Raw genomic sequence first — 17378 nt, 5'->3', positions numbered from 1 at the left:
TGCCGGTCATTGCGCGGCGACCAGCGCCTGCACGCCGAGCCATGCGCCGATCTGCGAGACGAGGTCGTCGCTGGCTGCGGCGAGCGCCTGCGCGCCGCCGGCTGCGTCCGCAGAACTGGACGGCGCGCGCGCGAGGAAAGTGCGCTGGCCGATCACCTTGCCGTTCTGCGTCAACGTGGCGCGCGCGGTGACCGCGGCGTGGCTTTCCGACCGGCTATCGAAGACCTGTTCGAACTCGCTCAGATCGACCTTCAGGACCGGCGCGTGCACGCCGTCAGCCCCGGTCAGCACGGTGCCACGCGAACTGAGCGCACCGCGCAGACGCTGGGTCAGCAGTTGCGACGGCATCATGGTCCAGTGGCTGTTCGCGTACGACGCCGTCTGCTGCGCGTCGGCGTAGCTAAGCCGGTAAATCAGCTTGTCAGATTCGAGGTTGTCGGGCGCGCTGACATCGAGCACCTTCACCGCCGGCAGCGTGCCGGCCGAGGCCGCCGGATTCGGCGGCCCGAGGTCGTAGCGGATGTCCGAGATCGCCGCAGGGGTGCCGGCGCAGCCTGCAGCCAGCACGCCGAACGCGAGCAGCATCGCAAGCGCGGCGCTCGAGGACAACAATCGGTGAATCGAGCGTGACATAACCATGTTCCTTCTTCAAAACCTGCAAATCATTTCATTGGGCAGCATGGGCGGCGGCTCGGGCGGCGGGCCACGTAAAACCCGCTTCGCCAGGGCCCGGCGAAGCGCTCGGCGCACCGAACAGCACGCTGCGCGGATTGGTGCTGAACGTGTCGGCAGCGCGGTCCACGGAACGGGCCGCGGAGCGCACGTCTTCGGCGAGCGAATTGACGCGCGGCAGTGTGTCGTAACCGACGCGCGCCGACAACTCCTGCATCGAACTGTCCATCGACACCAGCGCGTCGCCCGCTTGCTGGGCAGCCGTTCCGACCTTGTTCAGGTTGGTCTCGAACGGCCCGTCCGGGCGGTTCAGACTGGTGATCAACTGATTGGTCGACGCCAGCGTGCGATCCAGTGCGTTGATCGTGGCGGGCAGCTTGCCGGCTGCCGGCGCCATCTGCTGGGTCAGCGTGGCGACACCGTCGGCGGCCTTCTGAAGGCTCGCTGCCGTGCCCTGCAACTGGCTAACCATTTCCGGCGACAACAGATTGTCGACGTCGTCTGTGACTCTTTCGAGTTTGCGCAGCAAAACGTCGCCGCGTTGCTGTAACTGATCGAGCAAGCCCGGATGCATCGGCAACTGCGCCACCGCTTTCGCCGACGACGCGAGCGGCGTCGGATCGCGTCCACTGTCATCCAATTGGATGAACGCAATACCCGTCACACCCTGGAACCCGAGGCTGCCGAACGTGGAGTGCGTAATCGGTGCGTGCGTGTCGACGAGAATGCGAATCAGGATTTGCCCCGGATGATCCCGATCGAATTTGATCGACTGCACCTTGCCGACGTCGAGCCCGCGATAGCGCACTGCCGCGTCGGTATAGAGCCCCGTGACGTTGGTGCGCGCAATCAGATCGTACGGCACCCGCACGGAACGGTCGACGTTGAACAAAAAACCGGCCACTGCGATTGCAGCCAGCAAGGCCACCGTGAAGATCCCTGCCCAGAAGGCATGTGATTTGTTTTCCATTGTCAGGTTCCCTGGTTCACAGCGGCAATTCGGACGATGCCGATTCGAGCGCCGCGCGCGGCAACTTCGCGCGGCGTTCCGGCGGCAGCGCCTGCAGCGCACGACGCCCGCGCAGGCCGAGGAAATATTCGCGGATAAACGGATGATCGACGCCCGCCGCCTCTTCGACCGGCGCGGCGACCAGCACCTTCCGATCCGCCAGCACGGCGACGCGGGTGGACAGCGCGATCATCGTGTCGAGATCGTGCGTGACCATCACCACCGTCAGACCAAGCGCGCGATGCAACGCGGAAATCAGTTCGACGAATTCGTCGGACGCCTGCGGATCGAGCCCGGCGGTCGGTTCGTCGAGAAATAGCAACTCCGGCTCGAGCGCAATGGCGCGCGCAATACCCACGCGCTTGATCATCCCGCCCGAAAGCGCGGACGGCATCTTCGACGCGTGCTTGCACGGCAGGCCGACCATCTCGAGCTTGAGCATCACGATGTCGCGCAGCAGGTTCTCGGGCACCTTGCCGAGTTCGCGCAAGGGCTGCGCGACGTTGTCGAACACCGAAAGCGACGAGAACAACGCGCCGCGCTGAAACAGCATCCCGGAGCGGCTGCGCATGAGCAGCGCATCGTCAGGCGAAATGGTGGCAATGTCCTGACCAAACAGCTTGATCGTTCCCGACGACGGCCGCTCCAGCCCGAGAATCTGCCGCACCAGCGTGGTCTTGCCCGAGCCCGATCCGCCGACGATCGAGACGATCTCGCCGCGCCGCACGTCGAAATTCAGATGCTGATGCACGATGTTGCGGCCGTAGCGCTTGGTGATATCGATCACCTCGATCACCGGCTCCGCAATCTCGGGCATCGGTTGGCCGCGTACGGCCTGGGTGAGTGGCGCGATCATCCTAGCCCCACGTTCTGGAAGAGAATCGCGAACACCGCGTCCGCGAGAATCACGATGGTGATCGAGGTCACCACCGAGGTCGTCGTGCCTTCGCCGAGGCTTTGCGAATTGGCCTTGATACGGAAGCCGAAGTGACAGCCGACGATCGCAATCAGCATGCCGAACGCAACGCCCTTGCCAAGGCCGATCCACAAGTTCGCGACCGGCACCACGCTCGGCAAGGCGCGCGCGAAGTAGCTCATGTCGATGCCGAGCACGATCTTCGCGGCGAGCGCACCGCCCGTCAACGCGATGATGTTAGTCCACATCACGAGGAGCGGCATGGCGACGCCGAGCGCGACCACGCGCGGCAAAATCAGCCGCAGGCCGTGCGGGATGCCCATCACGCGCATGGCGTCGAGTTCTTCGGTGACGCGCATCACGCCGATCTGCGCGGTAATCGCCGAGCCCGAACGGCCCGCCACCAGAATCGCCGACAGCACCGGCCCCAGTTCGCGAATCACCGACAGCCCAAGAATATTGACGATGTACTGATTCGCGCCAAACAGCCGCAGTTGCTGCGCCGACAGATAGCTCAGCACGATGCCGATCAGGAACGCGACCAGCGCGGTGATCGGCAACGCCTTGGTGCCGGCGTTATAGACGTTCGCCGAGATCTCGGTCCACGGCGTGATTTTCGGTTTGCGCGCGATCGCGAGAAGATCGAGCACGACCTGCCCGAGCATGCCGAATCCGCCGTACAGGTGCTCGAAGAACGAGAAAATCGCGAGGCCGAGCCGGGTGAACGGATCGAACTTGATCACCGGCTCGACCTTTTCGCGCGCCGTGTCGAGCAGAGCGATGCGCTCGAAAATGTCGCGTTGCGTATCGGTGAGCGTGGTGTCCGGGGGCATCTTGTGGCCCCACACGCGCCACAGTGCCTGACCGCCGACGTGGTCCATCCGGTCGATACGCGACAGGTCCCACTGGCCGATGCCTTCAGCGCCGACCAGCGAGCGCAACAAAGGGATCACGTGACCGGTGGCCTTGTCGCGTGCGAGCGCGAGCGCCGTCCACTGGCCCGAGAGCCGGACGATCTTTCCTTGGCTGCCAGCCGCGACTTCAAGGCCGGGCGGAGTGTCGTAGTTCAAGGATCGCTGGAATCTGGTTATCGGATTAGGGGTCATTGTAACGAAGGCGCGGCGCTTGAACCGTGCTCACGGACTCGTAGCGTTCGCTGTGGCTACAATATGAGACATGAACGCCTCCAAGACCCCACCCCAAGCCGCTGCGGCTTCCGACTGGCGCATCGACCGCGAGCGCGCCGTCGCGCTATTCGGTCCGCACGCGCACGACTGGCCGATCGAAATCGTCGAGGAAACCGGCTCGACCAACGCCGACCTGATGACGCGCGTCAAGGCATTGCCGCGCAAGGCCGGCGCGCTGCCGCGGCCGATCGTGCGGGTCGCGTATCTGCAAACCGCGGGCCGCGGCCGTCGTGGCCGCCCATGGTATGCGGAACCGGGCAATGCATTGTTGTTTTCGGTGGCATGCGTGCTGCCGCGCCCGCTCGAAGGACTGGCGGGCTTGAGTCTCGCGGTGGGCGTGGCGCTGGTCGACGGGCTGCGCTCGTTGCCGGTCGCAGGCCCTGGGCAAATCGCGCTGAAGTGGCCCAACGACGTGCTGCTCGAAGGCGACAAGCTGGCCGGCATCCTGATCGAAACCGCATGGAGCACGGACAACGCGAGCGCCGTGGTGATCGGTATCGGCACCAACGTGAAGGGCGCGGACGAGCTCGCCGCCAAGGTCGGGGCGCTCAACGCGGACGTGCCGGCGCAAGCGCGCGGCGCCACACCGACAGCACTGCAACGCGCGCTGCCGAATGCAAACCTCACCGATACGCTGGCGGCGGAACTGAACGCGCTCGAACCCGCGCTGCAGCGCTTCGGCGCGGAAGGCTTCGCGCCGTTCCAGACGCGCTGGAACGCCGTGCACGCCTACGCAGGCCGTGAAGTCGTGCTGCTGGAGCAAGGTAAAGAGCTGGCGCGCGGCGTGGCCGCAGGCGTCGACGAACGCGGACAACTGCTGCTCAACACGGCGGCCGGGCGTCTGACCGTCGCGACCGGTGACGTCTCGCTGCGTCTGGCCGACGGTGCGGCATGACGAGCGGCGCGCCTTATCTGTTGATCGACGCGGGCAATAGTCGCGTCAAGTGGGCGCTGGTGCAGCCGGACGGTACGCAGATCGCGACCGGCGCGCTCGCGCACGGCAGCGCTGACCAGCCTGACTGGTCGACGTTGCCGACGCCGGGCGGCGCATGGTTATCCAACGTGGCGGGCGAAAGCGTCGCGGCACGGATTGCCACCCTACTCGACGCTCACTGGCCGCAACTGCCGCGCACGACGATCCGCGCCTGCGCTCAACAATGCGGCGTGACCAATAGCTATACGACGCCGCATGCGCTCGGCAGCGATCGCTGGGCGGGTCTGATTGGAGCGCACGCTGCATTTCCCGGTGAGAATCTGCTCATTGCGACGTTCGGCACCGCGACCACGCTTGAAGCGTTGCGTGCGGACGGCAGCTTTGTCGGCGGTCTGATTGCGCCGGGTTGGACCTTGATGATGCGCTCGCTAGGCGAGCACACAGCGCAACTGCCGACACTCGACGCCCACTCAGCGCGCGGCTTGCTCGATGCGGACGCCCCGTCTCATCGCGAGCGCCGCGGCCCGTTCTTCGCGACAGATACGCCACGCTCGTTGTCGGCCGGATGCACGTTGGCGCAAGCCGGCCTGATCGAGCGCATGTGGCGTGACTTGCAGGACGAATGGCAGGTGCCGGTGCGCCTGGTGGTAAGCGGCGGCGCAGTGGACGAAGTGACAAGCGCGCTAAAAGTGCCGCATACTCGCCACGATTCGCTGGTGCTGTCGGGGCTTGCGCTGATTGCTGCCGAGCGCGCGATGGAACGCGACGTCTAAGCCGCGGCCTTCCGAATTACGGCGGGATGACAGCGGCTGAACTCATTAACGGGGAATACTAACGATGCTGCGCTGGCTGATCGCCATCTTGTTTCTTGCCAACATGCTGGCATTCGTCGCGATGCGCGGCGTATTCGGCCCCACGCCCACAGCCGGCGGCCGCGAGCCGAACCACCTGAACCGCCAGTTCCATGCGGAGTGGTTGAAGGTGCACCCCGTCACGGCAGCCGAAGCCGCCGACCAGGCAGTGGTAGGCGGTCCGGCGCCGACGGCGCCGATCGCGGCATCGGCGCTGCCGCAGTAAAGATCACCCTTGCGCGCGAACCTTCTTCAATAACGCGGTAGTCGAGCGCTCATGCTCGAACGGAATCGCCAAGGCCTTGCCGCCCCAACCCCGCACAATGGCCGACTCCGGCAAAACATCCATGTCGTAGTCGCCGCCTTTGACAAGCACATCCGGCCGCAGCGCCGAAATCAGCTCCACGGGCGTCTTCTCGCCAAAACAAACCACGTAATCGACGCTCTCCAGCGCCGCCAGCAAAGCCATCCGATCAGCCTCGTTATTGATCGGCCGGTCATCGCCTTTGCCTAGCATGCGCACGGAAGCATCGCTATTGACGCCGACAATCAGGCAAGCGCCGAGCGCTTTGGCGTCGGCCAGATACGTCACATGCCCGCGATGCAGGATGTCGAACACACCATTGGTAAATACAACCGGCGCGGACATCGAAGCGCGCAGCTTCACCAGCGCATCGCGCGTAAAAATCTTGCGTTCAAAAGTGGCGGCCATGACGGAGTCGCAAAGAAAAAAGAAGTGCCGCCACGATACACGCCGGACGGCATGAAGCAAAACGGCCCAGCAAGCTCACGCCTGCCGGGCCGTTCCTGAAACTTTAAAACCGCGAACCTGAACCCATCAAGCCGGCTGTTCAGCCGATTTCTGATCGGCCTGCAAGCGCAGGACGACTTCCTTGCGATAACGGTTCAATTCCTGCGCCGTGTTGAACGTGCGCTCGAACAGAATCGACAGGTTGTGCAGAATCCGCTCGACCACCTTCTTTTCCCAGCCGTCGTCAAAACGGATCTGCTCGTCGAGCCAGCGTTCGAGCCATTCCGGATCCGGCAGACGCGATTGAATCGTGTCGCGCGGGAACAGCGCCTGATTCACGTGCAGGTTGGTCGGATGCAGCGGCTTTTCCGTGCGGCGCGCCGATGCCATCAGGACGCCGATCTTGGCGAACGCGGCACGCGCGATGTCGCCGGTTTGCACCATCGCTTTCTTCATGTAGCGCAGGTACGCGCCGCCATGACGCGCTTCGTCGCGCGAAATGGTTTCGTAGATGGCCTTGATGACGGGCTCGGTGTGCCATTCGGCAGCACGGCGATACCAGTGGTTCAGGCGGATTTCGCCGCAGAAGTGCAGCATCAGCGTTTCGAGCGGCGGCGCCGGATCGAATTCGAAGCGCACGGCGTGCAGTTCTTCTTCGGTCGGACACATTTCCGGCTTGAAACGGCGCAGATATTCCATCAGCACCAGCGAATGCTTCTGTTCTTCGAAGAACCACACGCTCATGAATGCGGAGAAATCGCTGTCGTGATGGTTGTCACGCAGAAACATTTCCGTGGCGGGCAACGCCGACCATTCGGTGATCGCGTTCATCTTGATCGTCGCTGCCTGCTCGTCGGTCAATAGCGATGCATCGAACTTGTCCCAGGGAATGTCTTTCTCCATGTCCCATCGAACGGATTCGAGCGATTTATAAAGTTCCGGATAAAGCATGGTGTTCATAGTCCCACCCCTGTTCTGCGCATACTGTCTGTGTCTGTAACTACTACGTGTAGCACTTTTGCTTATGACGAACGAAACGCACCGTTTTGTGCACCGTTTATCGGCCAAGCATTCAATTTTACGCGGTAATCGGCCGCCTAGATGCACCGGGCAGCAAAGAAGTCCGGCGTTTGCGCGGCGCTATTAACCAGAAGTTACGCGCTGCGCGGCCAACCGTGGGTGAGGGATACCCTATGCCTGAGGTCGAGCCAGTCTGCGATGAATCCGCACCGTCCAGCCCTGCGCCGGTGGTACCGGCGGCGAATGGAGCATGGGCGGCCGGATTGGTTGTTTTCAGCGCACGCCCAAAAGCCCAATGAAGCTTACACAATGATAGCACGCTGACTTTACGGTTCCCGTGCCGTAGCAGACGCAATTCCCGCGCCTGATTGACTTCTCTCAATAAACGACCCGATTCACGGAGTGTGGCCGACGATCGGGGTCAAAACCATGACAGGCGGCGAATTCACTTCGTTGGCACTGCTGGTCGGCCGGGCTTTGCACTCTGTCGGCGCACAGGCCGCGCCGACCCGCTTCTTTCCTGCCGTCAAACAGCCTTTTTCGTCGCTCGCGGAGCGGCACTCGCACTGCCTGCGCGCTTCGCGGCCGTTGAAGTCGACGTCGTTGCCCGTTTCGTTGCCGGCCGTTTGGCTGCAGCTCCGGCGTCCGCTGCGGTACCCTCCGGCGCGTCAGCCGCTTCGCCTGCCGATGCCGAAGCGCTCGCCGCGCCTTCTGGCGAGTCCGTTGCCGAGCCGTCTGACGCGGCGGCCGTCGCACCTGGCTGCGTCATCGCAAACTGGGCGATCTGATTGAACTGCGATTGAAGCAGATTCCACCAGGCGGAGGCGTCGAACGGCGGTGTCACGTCGGCCTCGCCTTCTTCGGGCGCCGGCTCGGGCGCGGCCGATGGGCTTGCACTGGCAGAAGCCGAAGCGGCTTCCGGGTGCGGCCAGCCGGTCGGCGAGGGACTCGGCGCGGCAGCCGCGGAAGCCGGCTGCCCCATCGACGACTGCGCGAACGCACCAAACGCACGCAGCGTTGCAAGCGTGGCGCGTTGCACTTCGAGCGCCTGAATGGCGGACTGCAGCATGTTCAGATTCAGCTTGAGCCACTGCTCGACCGCACGCATATCGGTGATGCGCTTATCGAGTTCTTCGACGTTGGTGAGCGGTGCCATCATGTCGGACATCATCGACAGCGACGGCCCCAGGCTGCTGCCAGCCTGCGCGCCTGAAAACGCCGAGCCGAACGGCGAGAGACGCATCATGCCCCACATGCGTTCGAGCATTTCAGCGGGCGGAAAACCAGGAAAGCCGGGAAAGGGCGGCGTGGTGCCAGATGTATCGGTCATGCTTGTCGCCTCGCTGCATAAAGGGAAGGAAATAGCGCCGTCCCGCGCGCGTCTGATTCGATCATACCGCGCGTGGCGCTGCGAACCGCTCTTAGTTTGGGCTGCTGTTCGTCCCGCTCACGCTGCACCTCAAGGTGCCGACCGGCGGGGCTTTGCGCAATATGCGCCGACCTCCGGCTTCAGGAGCGCCCACCGCCCGATGCGCCACCGCCCGGCGTGTGCCGCGGCTGCCCACTCCACGGGTCCGCGCCGCCAAAATCCGGCGCGCGCCGCTCGCGCAGCGAGCTCACGCCTTCGCGCACATCCGGCCCGGCGAAGCCCATGAATTCCAGCGCCAGCGACGTATCGAACGCCGGCCCCGCCGAACGGAGCCAGTTGTTCAGCGCGTACTTGGTCCAACGAATCGCCGTTTGCGAGCCGTTGGCCAGTTTCTGCGCGACTTCGAATGCTTTGGGCCGCAGATCGTTTTCGTCGACGGCGAGCGACACGAGGCCGATCCGCTCGGCCTCCTCGCCGCTCACCGGCTCGCACAGCAGCAGGTAATACTTGGCCTTTGCCATGCCGCACAGAAGCGGCCAGACGATAGCCGCGTGATCACCGGCGGCCACGCCCAAACGCGTATGGCCGTCGATAATGCGCGCCGACTTCGTCGCGATCGAGATGTCTGCGAGCAGCCCGGCTACGAGCCCCGCGCCGACCGCCGGACCGTGCATTGCCGAAACGATCGGCTTGCTGCAATTGATCACGTTGTAGACCAGGTCGCGCGCCTCGCGCCACACGCGTGCGCGGACGTTGAAATCGGTCGCCATGTCTTCGACCAGTTGCAGGTCGCCACCGGCTGAAAAGCCCTTGCCCTCGCCGCGAATGATCGCGACACGCGTGTCGGGATCCCGATCGATATCGCGCCAGATTTCGGCGAGTTCGAAGTGCATCCGCGCATTAGCGGTGGCAAGGCCGCTCTTGTTCGCGCCCTCGCCGCTCATCACGACTTCGAGCACGCCATGCGGATGGCGGTGCAATTGCAGCGAGTGGTAGTGCGCGTAAAACGCGTCGTTACTGTGTGGTGCCTGAGACATGATGAGCAATCCGTCTATCGGTATGTCGGTTGAAACCGTCGCCCTAAGCTAAGGGCACATTCGCCATATTCCGCGCAAGACCCGCGCAAACCCAGCAAAATTTCAATGCGGTTGATAAACCCACTTCGCATTCTTGATTTCGACCATCACACGCGCCCGTTGATCGAGACCGAGGTGATCCGTGGCGCTCATGTTGACCACGCCGTTGGTGTCCGAAAGACCACGTGTCGCTTCCAGCGCATCGCGCAACGCACCGCGAAATTCCGGCGTGCCGGGCGCGGCTACCTTGAGCGCGATCGGCACCGCGTTGCTGAGCAGCATGCCGGCGTCCCACGTGTACGAGCCGAACGCCGACACGCTGCCCGGTCCGCGCAAGGCCTCGAAGCGCGCGATGTAGTCGAGCGCGAGACGTTTGGCCGGATGGTCCGCCGGCAATTGCGCGGCGACCAGCACTGGGCTCGCGGGCAGGAACGTGCCGTTGCAGTCGGCGCCGCACACCCGCAGGAAGTCGTTATTGCCGACGCCATGATTGTGATAGATCAGCCCTTTGTAGCCGCGCTCCCTGAGTGTCTTCGGCGGCAGCGCGGCGGGCGTGCCGGCCGCGCCGACCACCACCGCGTCCGGATGGGTCGCGAGAATCTTCAGGACCTGGCCGGTCACGCTCGGATCGGTGCGATTGAAGCGCTCGCTCGCCACCACGTCGATGTGATGCAGTTGCGCGAACTTCGCGACTTCGGTGTAGAAGGTTTCGCCGAGCGCGTCGGCCTGGCCGATGAACGCGATCGTTTTGACGCCGTGCGTACTGGCGTGCGCGGCAATCGCCGAGGCCATCATCGCGTCGGTCTGCGGGGTCTTGAATACCCAGTGGCGTTTCGCATCCACGGGTTCGATGATTTTCGCCGACGAGGCCAGCGAGATCATGGGTGTTTCACCATCGGCAACCACGTCGATCATCGCGAGCGAATTCGGTGTGATCGACGAGCCGATGATCGCGTCGACGTGATTCTCGGAGATCAGTTTCTTGGTGTCCTGGACGGCCTGCGTGGTGTCGGACGCGTCGTCGAGCACGATGTATTCGACGCTCTGGCCGCCAATCTGTTTGGGCAGCAGTGTGGTGGTGTCGCGCGCGGGAATGCCGAGCGAAGCGGCCGGCCCCGTCAGCGACAGCACGAGGCCGATCTTCACCTGCGCGAGGGCGATGGCGGGCAGCGCGGCACACAGCGCGGCGGCAAGACGGGCGAGCCCGCGCCGCGATGGTGTTGCGCGCACGCTCGCTGTACGAGCGCCTTGGGTTCCTCGTTCGATGGTTTCAAATCGCCGCATGCCGTCTCCTCACCTCGGTTTTTCGTTTTGATGTCGCGCCGATGTGCTGCTTGTGTCCTGCTTAAGTCCTGCGCACTTGCCGTTTTGCGTCGGTTTCGCGATCAACGGACAGCCGCTATCCCGGGGCCGCCGCCGCGCCAGTCAGTGTAGCGGCGCGTCGTGACGGCGACATCGGGCGAAACCCTTTCGTAAGCGACGAAGCGCGTGCGGCGCGGTCCTGATGCCGCGGTCCGCACCAAACCGGCGCATCAATCCAGCGGCGCGATGCCCTGATCGATCGAACCGAAAATCGACTTGCCCGCTTCGTCGAACATCTCGATCTTCACGGTATCGCCGAACTTCATGAACTCGGTTTGCGGCGCGCCGTGCTCGATGGTCTCGAGGCAACGCTTCTCAGCGATACAGCAATAGCCGCGCTTCGCGTCCTTGTTCGACACCGTGCCCGAGCCGACAATCGCGCCGGCGCGCAGGTTGCGCGTTTTCGCCGCGTGCGAGATCAGTTGGCCGAAATGGAACACCATGTCGGTGCCGGCATCGGGCTGGCCGACCTTCTTGTTGTTCCAGTGCACGATCATCGGCCGGTGCAGGCGCCCTTCGCGCCAGCTCTCGCCGAGTTCATCGGGCGTCACCGCGACCGGCGCGAACGATGTGGCCGGCTTGCTCTGGAAAAAACCAAAGCCCTTCGCGAGTTCGGCGGGGATCAGATTGCGCAGCGAGACGTCGTTGACGAGCGTCACCAGACGTATGCTCCTGAGCGCCTGGTCAGGGGTGGCGCCCATCGGCACGTCGGTGGTGATCACGGCGACTTCCGCTTCGAAGTCGATACCGAACTCTTCAGAGGCGCACAGCACGTCGTCTTTCGGGCCGATAAAGTCGTCGCTGCCGCCCTGGTACATCAGCGGATCGGTCCAGAATTCCGGCGGCATTTCCGCGCCACGCGCGCGGCGCACCAGCTCCACATGATTCACGTACGACGAACCGTCGGCCCACTGGAACGCTCGCGGCAGCGGCGCCATGCATTCTTTGGCGTCGAACGGGAAGGTGTTGCGTGCGCGGCCCTGGTTGAGCCCGTCGTACAGGTCCTGCAATTGCGGCGCGTAGAAGGCCCAGTCATCGAGCACGCGCTGCATGGTGGGCGCGATCGCGTCGGCGACGGCCGCGGTGTGCAGGTCGCGGGACACGACGATCAGTTGACCGTCGCGCGTGCCGTCCTTCAGCGTGGCAAGTTTCATAGGGGAGTGAACCGTTAGTGACGATAGAGGGAATCTATTCTACGATGGTGAATCGGCGCGGCCCAAGCACCGTTGCGCCTAACGCCTCTCTCACTGTCTTTGAACGCGCTCGATGCGCCTCGCTCATGCCTCCAATTGCCCGCTCCGGCGCGATCCATACCGACACCGACTCCGCTGAACCGCCGGAACCACTCGACGCGCCCGAACCCGACGACGAAAGCGTCGAGACCGGCGAGGAAAAGCTGCGCTCCGGCATCCAGTCGATCGAGGTCGGCTTCAGATTGCTCGAGGTGCTGACCCACGAACCGCGCGCGATGATGCTGCGCGATCTGGCACAGCGCGCCGGCATGAGCCCGGCGAAAGCGCACCGCTATCTGGTGAGCTTCCTGCGCCTCGGCGTGGTGACGCAGGATCCGTTGTCGGGCCGCTACGAGCTGGGCGGCTTCGCGTTGCAATTGGGGCTCGCGCGGCTTGCCCGCGTCGACGGCGTGAAGCTCGCGCGCATTGCGCTCGCCGAACTGCGCGACCGGCTCGATCTGACGGTAGGCATCGCGGTGTGGGGCAATCAGGGGCCGACGATGGTCCACTGGATGGAATCGAGTCATCCGGCCAAGGCGTCGCTCAAGCTCGGCGACGTGATGCCGCTGCTCAGTTCCGCCACCGGCCTGCTGTTTGCCGCCTATCTGCCGTCGAGCAAGACCGCCGCGATGCTGGAGCGCGAACTGGCCGATTCGCGCCGCTCGTCGCACATTGGCGGGCCGCGCACGCGGGATGAGGTCGAGCGGGTGCTGGCGGAGGTGCGGCAGCACGAAGCAGCACGTGTGGAAGGCATGTTGCTGCCCACCATCCACGCGTTCTGCATGCCGGTCTTCGACTCGACCGGCGATCTTGCGCTGGGCCTGATCGCGCTCGGTCACGAAGGCGCGTTCGATATCCGCTGGGGCGGCGAGATCGATACGGCGCTGCGCGAATGTGCGCAAAAGCTGTCGTATGAGCTCGGGTATAGTGCGGCGCCACGCTGACGATTCGCCCATGTCCTCACCTTCTGCCACACGCCGCTCTGATCGCACGCCGCCCGTCGGGCCGCGCGCCGGTTTGCGGGTGGGGCGATGGCTTGCGGTTCTGCTGGCAGTGGCCGTCCTGCACTGGATTGCGGCGCAATGGGTCGAGCGCAACCGCGCGACGCTGAATCCATCAGACAACGAACATGTCCCCGTGCAGGTCGCACTGCTGACACCCGAGCGTATCGAACGCAAACCCGCTGCCGACGCGCAGCAGGCGGCAACGCCGGCTCCGGCGCACAAGGCCGTCGCGAGCAAGCCGCGTGAACACGTGTTGACGGCGACGCAACCGGCAAAACAGGCACCCGCGGCCACGGCCGCATCGGATGCAGCGGCGAGCGCATCGGCTGCAGCGAGTCACCCCGATGCCAACGCCAATGCGGGCGCAACCGCCGCCGGCACGGCCAGCGCCCCCGCCGCTGCGAGCGCGCCTCAAGCTGCCGCGGGCGTGAAGTTCTCCGTTCCGCCGTCCGGCGAACTGCAGTACGACACGTTCTACAACGGCGTGCGCAACCAGCCCGGCACCATCCACTGGACCAGCAACGCACAGAGCTACGAAATGGTCGTCTCCGTGCCGTTGCCGTTCGTCGGCACGTTCGTGTATTCGAGCCATGGCCGCATCGACGCATTCGGACTTGCACCGGATCAGTACATCGAAAAGCGCGGCCGTCGTCCGGAAGACGTGGCGATCTTCAATCGCACCGACAAAAAGATCGCCTTCACGCGTACGCCGGCCACGCTGCCGCTGCCCGACGGCGCGCAAGACCGTTTCAGCATGGTGATGCAACTCGCCAGCCTCGTGCGCGGCGACCCGGCCGCCTATAAGCCGGGCGTGACGCGGCAATTCTTCGTGATCGATAACAACAGCGGCGAGAACTGGCCAGTCGAGACGATCGGCGACGAAACCATCCGCACCGCACAGGGCTACCTCGAGACGCGCCACTTCAAACGCTTGCCTCGCCATGACGGCGATCTGCGCCGCATCGACGTTTGGCTCGCGCCGTCGCTTGGCTGGCTGCCCGCGCGAATCATGCAGACCGAGCCAAATGGCACGCAATTCGAACTGGTGTGGCGCGGCAAGCTCAATGCGGACAGCGTCGGCAGTCCGGTCAACAGTGTTGAAGGCACGAGTGGCACTGTCGGCACTAGCGGCACCGATAGCACCGGCAATACTTCGCCTGACAATTCGGCAAACCAATCACCCGCCAACCCACCCGCAATGGCGCCCGAAACCAGCCCCTCGGTCGATTCGACCGTGCCCGGCAACGCGCCCGAAAAACCCTGAACCCGAGCAGGGTCTCGAACCGATCGCTGAAACTTCCGCGACGCGACGCACTCGCACGATGAACTGCAACCGTTCACGCGGCCGCCACGTAGGTATAGTGAAGGCGGGAGAAGCGCGTAAACGGCTCTTTCCACTGCGTCCCCCTTCAAGGAGCCCGCATGCAAGTGAAAATCAACGGTATCGAGACGCGCTATGTCCTGAGCAATGAGGGCGGCGGCCCGTGGCTGACGTTCATTCATCAGCTCGGCGGCGATCTGTCTGTCTGGGACCAACTCGCCGGCTATTTCCGCGACGAGTACACCGTGCTGCGCTACGACCTGCGCGGCCACGGCAAGACCGCGGTATCGAGCGAACCGTTCAGCATCGCCGATCTGTCCCGCGATCTCGCCGCGCTGCTCGATGCGCTCGGCGCACCCACCACGCATCTCGTCGGCATGTCGATGGGCGGCATGATCGCGCAGCAATTCGCGCTGAACCACCCGTCGCGCGTCGACACGCTGACCGTCGCCGACACCACGAGCGGTACGCCGCCCGAAGGCCGCGCGCTATGGGATCAACGCGCGGCGGCGGCCCGCACGGACGGCATGGCGTCCCTAGTGCCCGCGACATTGAGCCGCTGGCTGACGCCCGATTTCCAGGCAGCGCATCCCGAAGCAGTCGAGCAGATTCGCGACGTGCTGAACCATACGTTGCCAGAAGGCTACGCCATGGCGTGCGAAGCCCTGCGCGATTTCGATCTACGCGGTAAGCTGGGAACAATTCGTTGCCCGACGTTGGCCGTGGGAGGCCGCCACGACACGGGCACGCCACCTGCTGCTACGCAGGCAATAGCAGACGCCATCCAAGGCGCCCAGTTCGAACTACTCGAGGCCGCTCATCTCGCGCCCATCGAGCAATCTCACCGTTTTGCTGCACTGCTTGAAACGTTTCTTGGAAAGCCGGTCTAACCGGTAGGTTCGGAACTTTACAAGCGTCAATCCGGACCCACCCCTTGAATTCCACACCACAAGCTCCACCTATGGCGCAGGAATGGCCAGGAGCCAACGGAAATAAGGAGTGTCGCCATGCAAATGATCTATAACAGCCCCAACTATTGTGTCGTCGAGTTTCCGCCGCAGGAAGGCCCGCTGGCCATGAAATCCGGCGGCTACGAGATCGTCGACAAGAACATGCAGCGCGAAATCTACATTGATGGTGCAATGGCAGCGCGTTTCCGCGAGCATGTGCAGAAGCTGATCGAAGAAGAACCGTCGCTGGATGAGGTAGACGAATTCCTCGGGCAATTCGACAGCCTGATGCATCAACCGGTGATTCTTCACTAACTGAAGGGTTTAACGTAACGGTTTGGCGACATATATCGACCGCGCCGACCGGCTTAGCCGGCGGCCTTTATAAGGCGGTCAGCAGAAGTAACACGGCCCAGCAGGCTTTCACCTGACTGGGCCGTTTTGTTTCCACTGCAGTTTCCACTGTCATTTCCGCTGTTTGTTTCCGCTGCGGCCACAGCCCCGGCCACCGTTGCGGCGGCACGCGCATCCGCCTGTCGGGCGCGCGCCCGGCGGGACCGCCCCACAGCGGCTACAATGACAGGTTTCCCGAAAAAGCCGGCGCAAGCCCTCGTCCGCCATGAACCAGCCTGCTCAATCCGCCACGCCAGTCCGTCCCGACGCCGCCTACACGCGCGGCACGGCGCTGCCCGCGCTGCTCAAGTCACGCATCCTGATTCTGGATGGCGCAATGGGCACGATGATCCAGCGCTACAAGCTCGACGAAGCCCGCTATCGTGGCGAGCGCTTCAAGGATTACGGGCGCGACATCAAAGGCAACAACGAGTTGCTGTCGATCACGCAGCCGCAGATCATCGGCGAGATTCACGAGCAGTACCTCGCGGCGGGCGCGGATATCATCGAAACCAACACGTTCGGTGCGACCACGGTTGCGCAAGCCGACTACGGAATGGAAGACCTCGCCATCGAGATGAATCTCGAATCGGCGAAGCTGGCGCGCGCCGCCTGCGACAAATACTCGACGCCCGACAAGCCGCGCTTCGTCGCCGGCGCGATCGGACCGACGCCGAAAACAGCAAGCATTTCCCCTGACGTGAACGATCCGGGCGCACGCAACGTGACGTTCGACGAACTGCGCGCGGCGTACTATCAGCAGGCGAAGGCATTGCTCGACGGTGGCTGCGACCTGTTCCTCGTCGAAACGATCTTCGACACGCTCAATGCCAAGGCTGCACTGTTCGCGCTGGACGAGCTGTTCGAAGACACCGGCGAGCGCCTGCCGATCATGATTTCGGGCACCGTCACTGATGCATCGGGCCGGATTCTCTCGGGACAAACCGTCGAGGCCTTCTGGAACTCGCTGCGTCACGCCAAGCCGCTCACCTTTGGTTTGAACTGCGCGCTGGGCGCGGCGCTGATGCGCCCGTACATCGCCGAACTGGCGAAACTGTGCGACACCTATGTGTCGTGCTATCCGAACGCCGGTTTGCCGAATCCGATGAGCGACACGGGCTTTGACGAATTGCCGGCGGATACGTCGGGATTGCTGAAGGAGTTCGCGCAGGCCGGCCTCGTGAACATCGCCGGCGGCTGCTGCGGCACGACGCCGGAGCATATTGCGGCGATTGCCAAAGCGCTGGCTGAAGTGGAGCCACGCCAATGGCCGACGCAATACCGCGACGCAGCCTGAGTGCGGCGGCTCGATCCTGATCCGCCACTCTTCC

General features: G+C 63.9%; 18 protein-coding genes. 8 read left to right on the top strand and 10 right to left on the bottom strand.

Annotated elements, in window-relative coordinates; translation table 11 throughout:
- Window positions 1–6: 6 nt before the first annotated feature.
- From P3T25_RS13300 to P3T25_RS13285, 4 genes are read right to left on the bottom strand one after another with little or no spacing between them, the layout of a single operon-like run.
- Window positions 7–633: an ABC-type transport auxiliary lipoprotein family protein gene (locus tag P3T25_RS13300; RefSeq protein WP_171925137.1), complete on the bottom strand. Its 627-nt coding sequence runs from the start codon at window positions 631–633 to the stop codon at window positions 7–9.
- A gap of 34 nt (window positions 634–667) precedes the next feature.
- Window positions 668–1642 carry an MlaD family protein gene (locus tag P3T25_RS13295; RefSeq protein ID WP_154564152.1) on the bottom strand — a complete coding sequence of 325 codons (975 nt, stop codon included), beginning with the start codon at window positions 1640–1642 and terminating at the stop codon, window positions 668–670.
- 16 nt (window positions 1643–1658) lie between these two features.
- On the bottom strand, window positions 1659–2537 hold the full coding sequence (locus P3T25_RS13290) for an ABC transporter ATP-binding protein (RefSeq protein ID WP_429358202.1): 879 nt from the start codon (window positions 2535–2537) through the stop codon (window positions 1659–1661).
- A complete protein-coding gene (locus P3T25_RS13285) occupies window positions 2534–3667 on the bottom strand; it encodes an MlaE family ABC transporter permease (RefSeq protein ID WP_154564148.1) in 1134 nt (377 codons plus the stop codon). Before P3T25_RS13285 ends, P3T25_RS13290 begins: the two co-directional genes overlap by 4 nt.
- Window positions 3668–3773: 106 nt before the next feature.
- On the opposite strand from P3T25_RS13285, the gene P3T25_RS13280 reads away from it, so the two are divergent.
- The 3 genes from P3T25_RS13280 to P3T25_RS13270 all read left to right on the top strand — a co-directional run bounded on the left by P3T25_RS13280 (window position 3774) and on the right by P3T25_RS13270 (window position 5795).
- Window positions 3774–4679 (top strand): biotin--[acetyl-CoA-carboxylase] ligase, encoded by a 906-nt coding sequence (locus tag P3T25_RS13280; protein WP_154564146.1) that lies wholly within the window; start codon window positions 3774–3776, stop codon window positions 4677–4679.
- Complete coding sequence (locus tag P3T25_RS13275; RefSeq protein ID WP_154564144.1) at window positions 4676–5491, top strand: type III pantothenate kinase; 816 nt, start codon at window positions 4676–4678, stop codon at window positions 5489–5491. The genes P3T25_RS13280 and P3T25_RS13275 overlap by 4 nt, the downstream gene beginning before the upstream one ends.
- Before the next feature lie 64 nt (window positions 5492–5555).
- Window positions 5556–5795, top strand: a complete 240-nt coding sequence (locus P3T25_RS13270; RefSeq protein ID WP_154564142.1) for a hypothetical protein — start codon at window positions 5556–5558, stop codon at window positions 5793–5795.
- Between the two features lie 3 nt (window positions 5796–5798).
- Here P3T25_RS13270 and rfaE2 read toward each other — a convergent pair whose 3' ends face one another.
- From rfaE2 to P3T25_RS13240, 6 genes are all read right to left on the bottom strand, one after another.
- A complete protein-coding gene (gene rfaE2, locus P3T25_RS13265) occupies window positions 5799–6281 on the bottom strand; it encodes a D-glycero-beta-D-manno-heptose 1-phosphate adenylyltransferase (RefSeq protein ID WP_054035671.1) in 483 nt (160 codons plus the stop codon).
- A 126-nt stretch (window positions 6282–6407) separates the two neighbouring features.
- Window positions 6408–7280, bottom strand: coding sequence for a ferritin (locus P3T25_RS13260; protein ID WP_054035670.1), 873 nt, complete (start codon window positions 7278–7280; stop codon window positions 6408–6410).
- 586 nt (window positions 7281–7866) lie between these two features.
- Window positions 7867–8670 carry a PhaM family polyhydroxyalkanoate granule multifunctional regulatory protein gene (locus P3T25_RS13255; protein WP_154564140.1) on the bottom strand — a complete coding sequence of 268 codons (804 nt, stop codon included), beginning with the start codon at window positions 8668–8670 and terminating at the stop codon, window positions 7867–7869.
- Between the two features lie 179 nt (window positions 8671–8849).
- Window positions 8850–9746 carry an enoyl-CoA hydratase/isomerase family protein gene (locus tag P3T25_RS13250; RefSeq protein ID WP_154564138.1) on the bottom strand — a complete coding sequence of 299 codons (897 nt, stop codon included), beginning with the start codon at window positions 9744–9746 and terminating at the stop codon, window positions 8850–8852.
- 102 nt (window positions 9747–9848) lie between these two features.
- On the bottom strand, window positions 9849–11069 hold the full coding sequence (locus P3T25_RS13245) for an ABC transporter substrate-binding protein (RefSeq protein ID WP_429358201.1): 1221 nt from the start codon (window positions 11067–11069) through the stop codon (window positions 9849–9851).
- Between the two features lie 248 nt (window positions 11070–11317).
- Window positions 11318–12301: a fumarylacetoacetate hydrolase family protein gene (locus tag P3T25_RS13240; protein WP_154564134.1), complete on the bottom strand. Its 984-nt coding sequence runs from the start codon at window positions 12299–12301 to the stop codon at window positions 11318–11320.
- Window positions 12302–12426: 125 nt separating this feature from the next.
- On the opposite strand from P3T25_RS13240, the gene P3T25_RS13235 reads away from it, so the two are divergent.
- The 5 genes from P3T25_RS13235 to P3T25_RS13215 all read left to right on the top strand — a co-directional run bounded on the left by P3T25_RS13235 (window position 12427) and on the right by P3T25_RS13215 (window position 17344).
- Window positions 12427–13323 carry an IclR family transcriptional regulator gene (locus P3T25_RS13235; protein WP_154564132.1) on the top strand — a complete coding sequence of 299 codons (897 nt, stop codon included), beginning with the start codon at window positions 12427–12429 and terminating at the stop codon, window positions 13321–13323.
- A gap of 10 nt (window positions 13324–13333) precedes the next feature.
- Entirely contained in the window at window positions 13334–14647 is a 1314-nt protein-coding gene (locus P3T25_RS13230) for a DUF3108 domain-containing protein (protein ID WP_429358200.1), read from the top strand.
- A gap of 158 nt (window positions 14648–14805) precedes the next feature.
- The gene (pcaD, locus tag P3T25_RS13225) at window positions 14806–15594 is read left to right on the top strand and encodes a 3-oxoadipate enol-lactonase (protein WP_429358199.1); all 789 of its coding nucleotides are present in this window, start codon (window positions 14806–14808) and stop codon (window positions 15592–15594) included.
- 117 nt (window positions 15595–15711) lie between these two features.
- On the top strand, window positions 15712–15969 hold the full coding sequence (locus tag P3T25_RS13220) for a BTH_I0359 family protein (RefSeq protein ID WP_007179533.1): 258 nt from the start codon (window positions 15712–15714) through the stop codon (window positions 15967–15969).
- A gap of 304 nt (window positions 15970–16273) precedes the next feature.
- Window positions 16274–17344: a homocysteine S-methyltransferase family protein gene (locus P3T25_RS13215; RefSeq protein ID WP_429358198.1), complete on the top strand. Its 1071-nt coding sequence runs from the start codon at window positions 16274–16276 to the stop codon at window positions 17342–17344.
- Window positions 17345–17378 lie beyond the last annotated feature (34 nt).

The sequence above is a fragment of the Paraburkholderia sp. GAS32 genome (assembly GCF_050434225.1).
Classification (GTDB): Bacteria; Pseudomonadota; Gammaproteobacteria; order Burkholderiales; family Burkholderiaceae; genus Paraburkholderia; species Paraburkholderia madseniana.
This window is presented reverse-complemented; position numbering and strand designations above follow the sequence as displayed.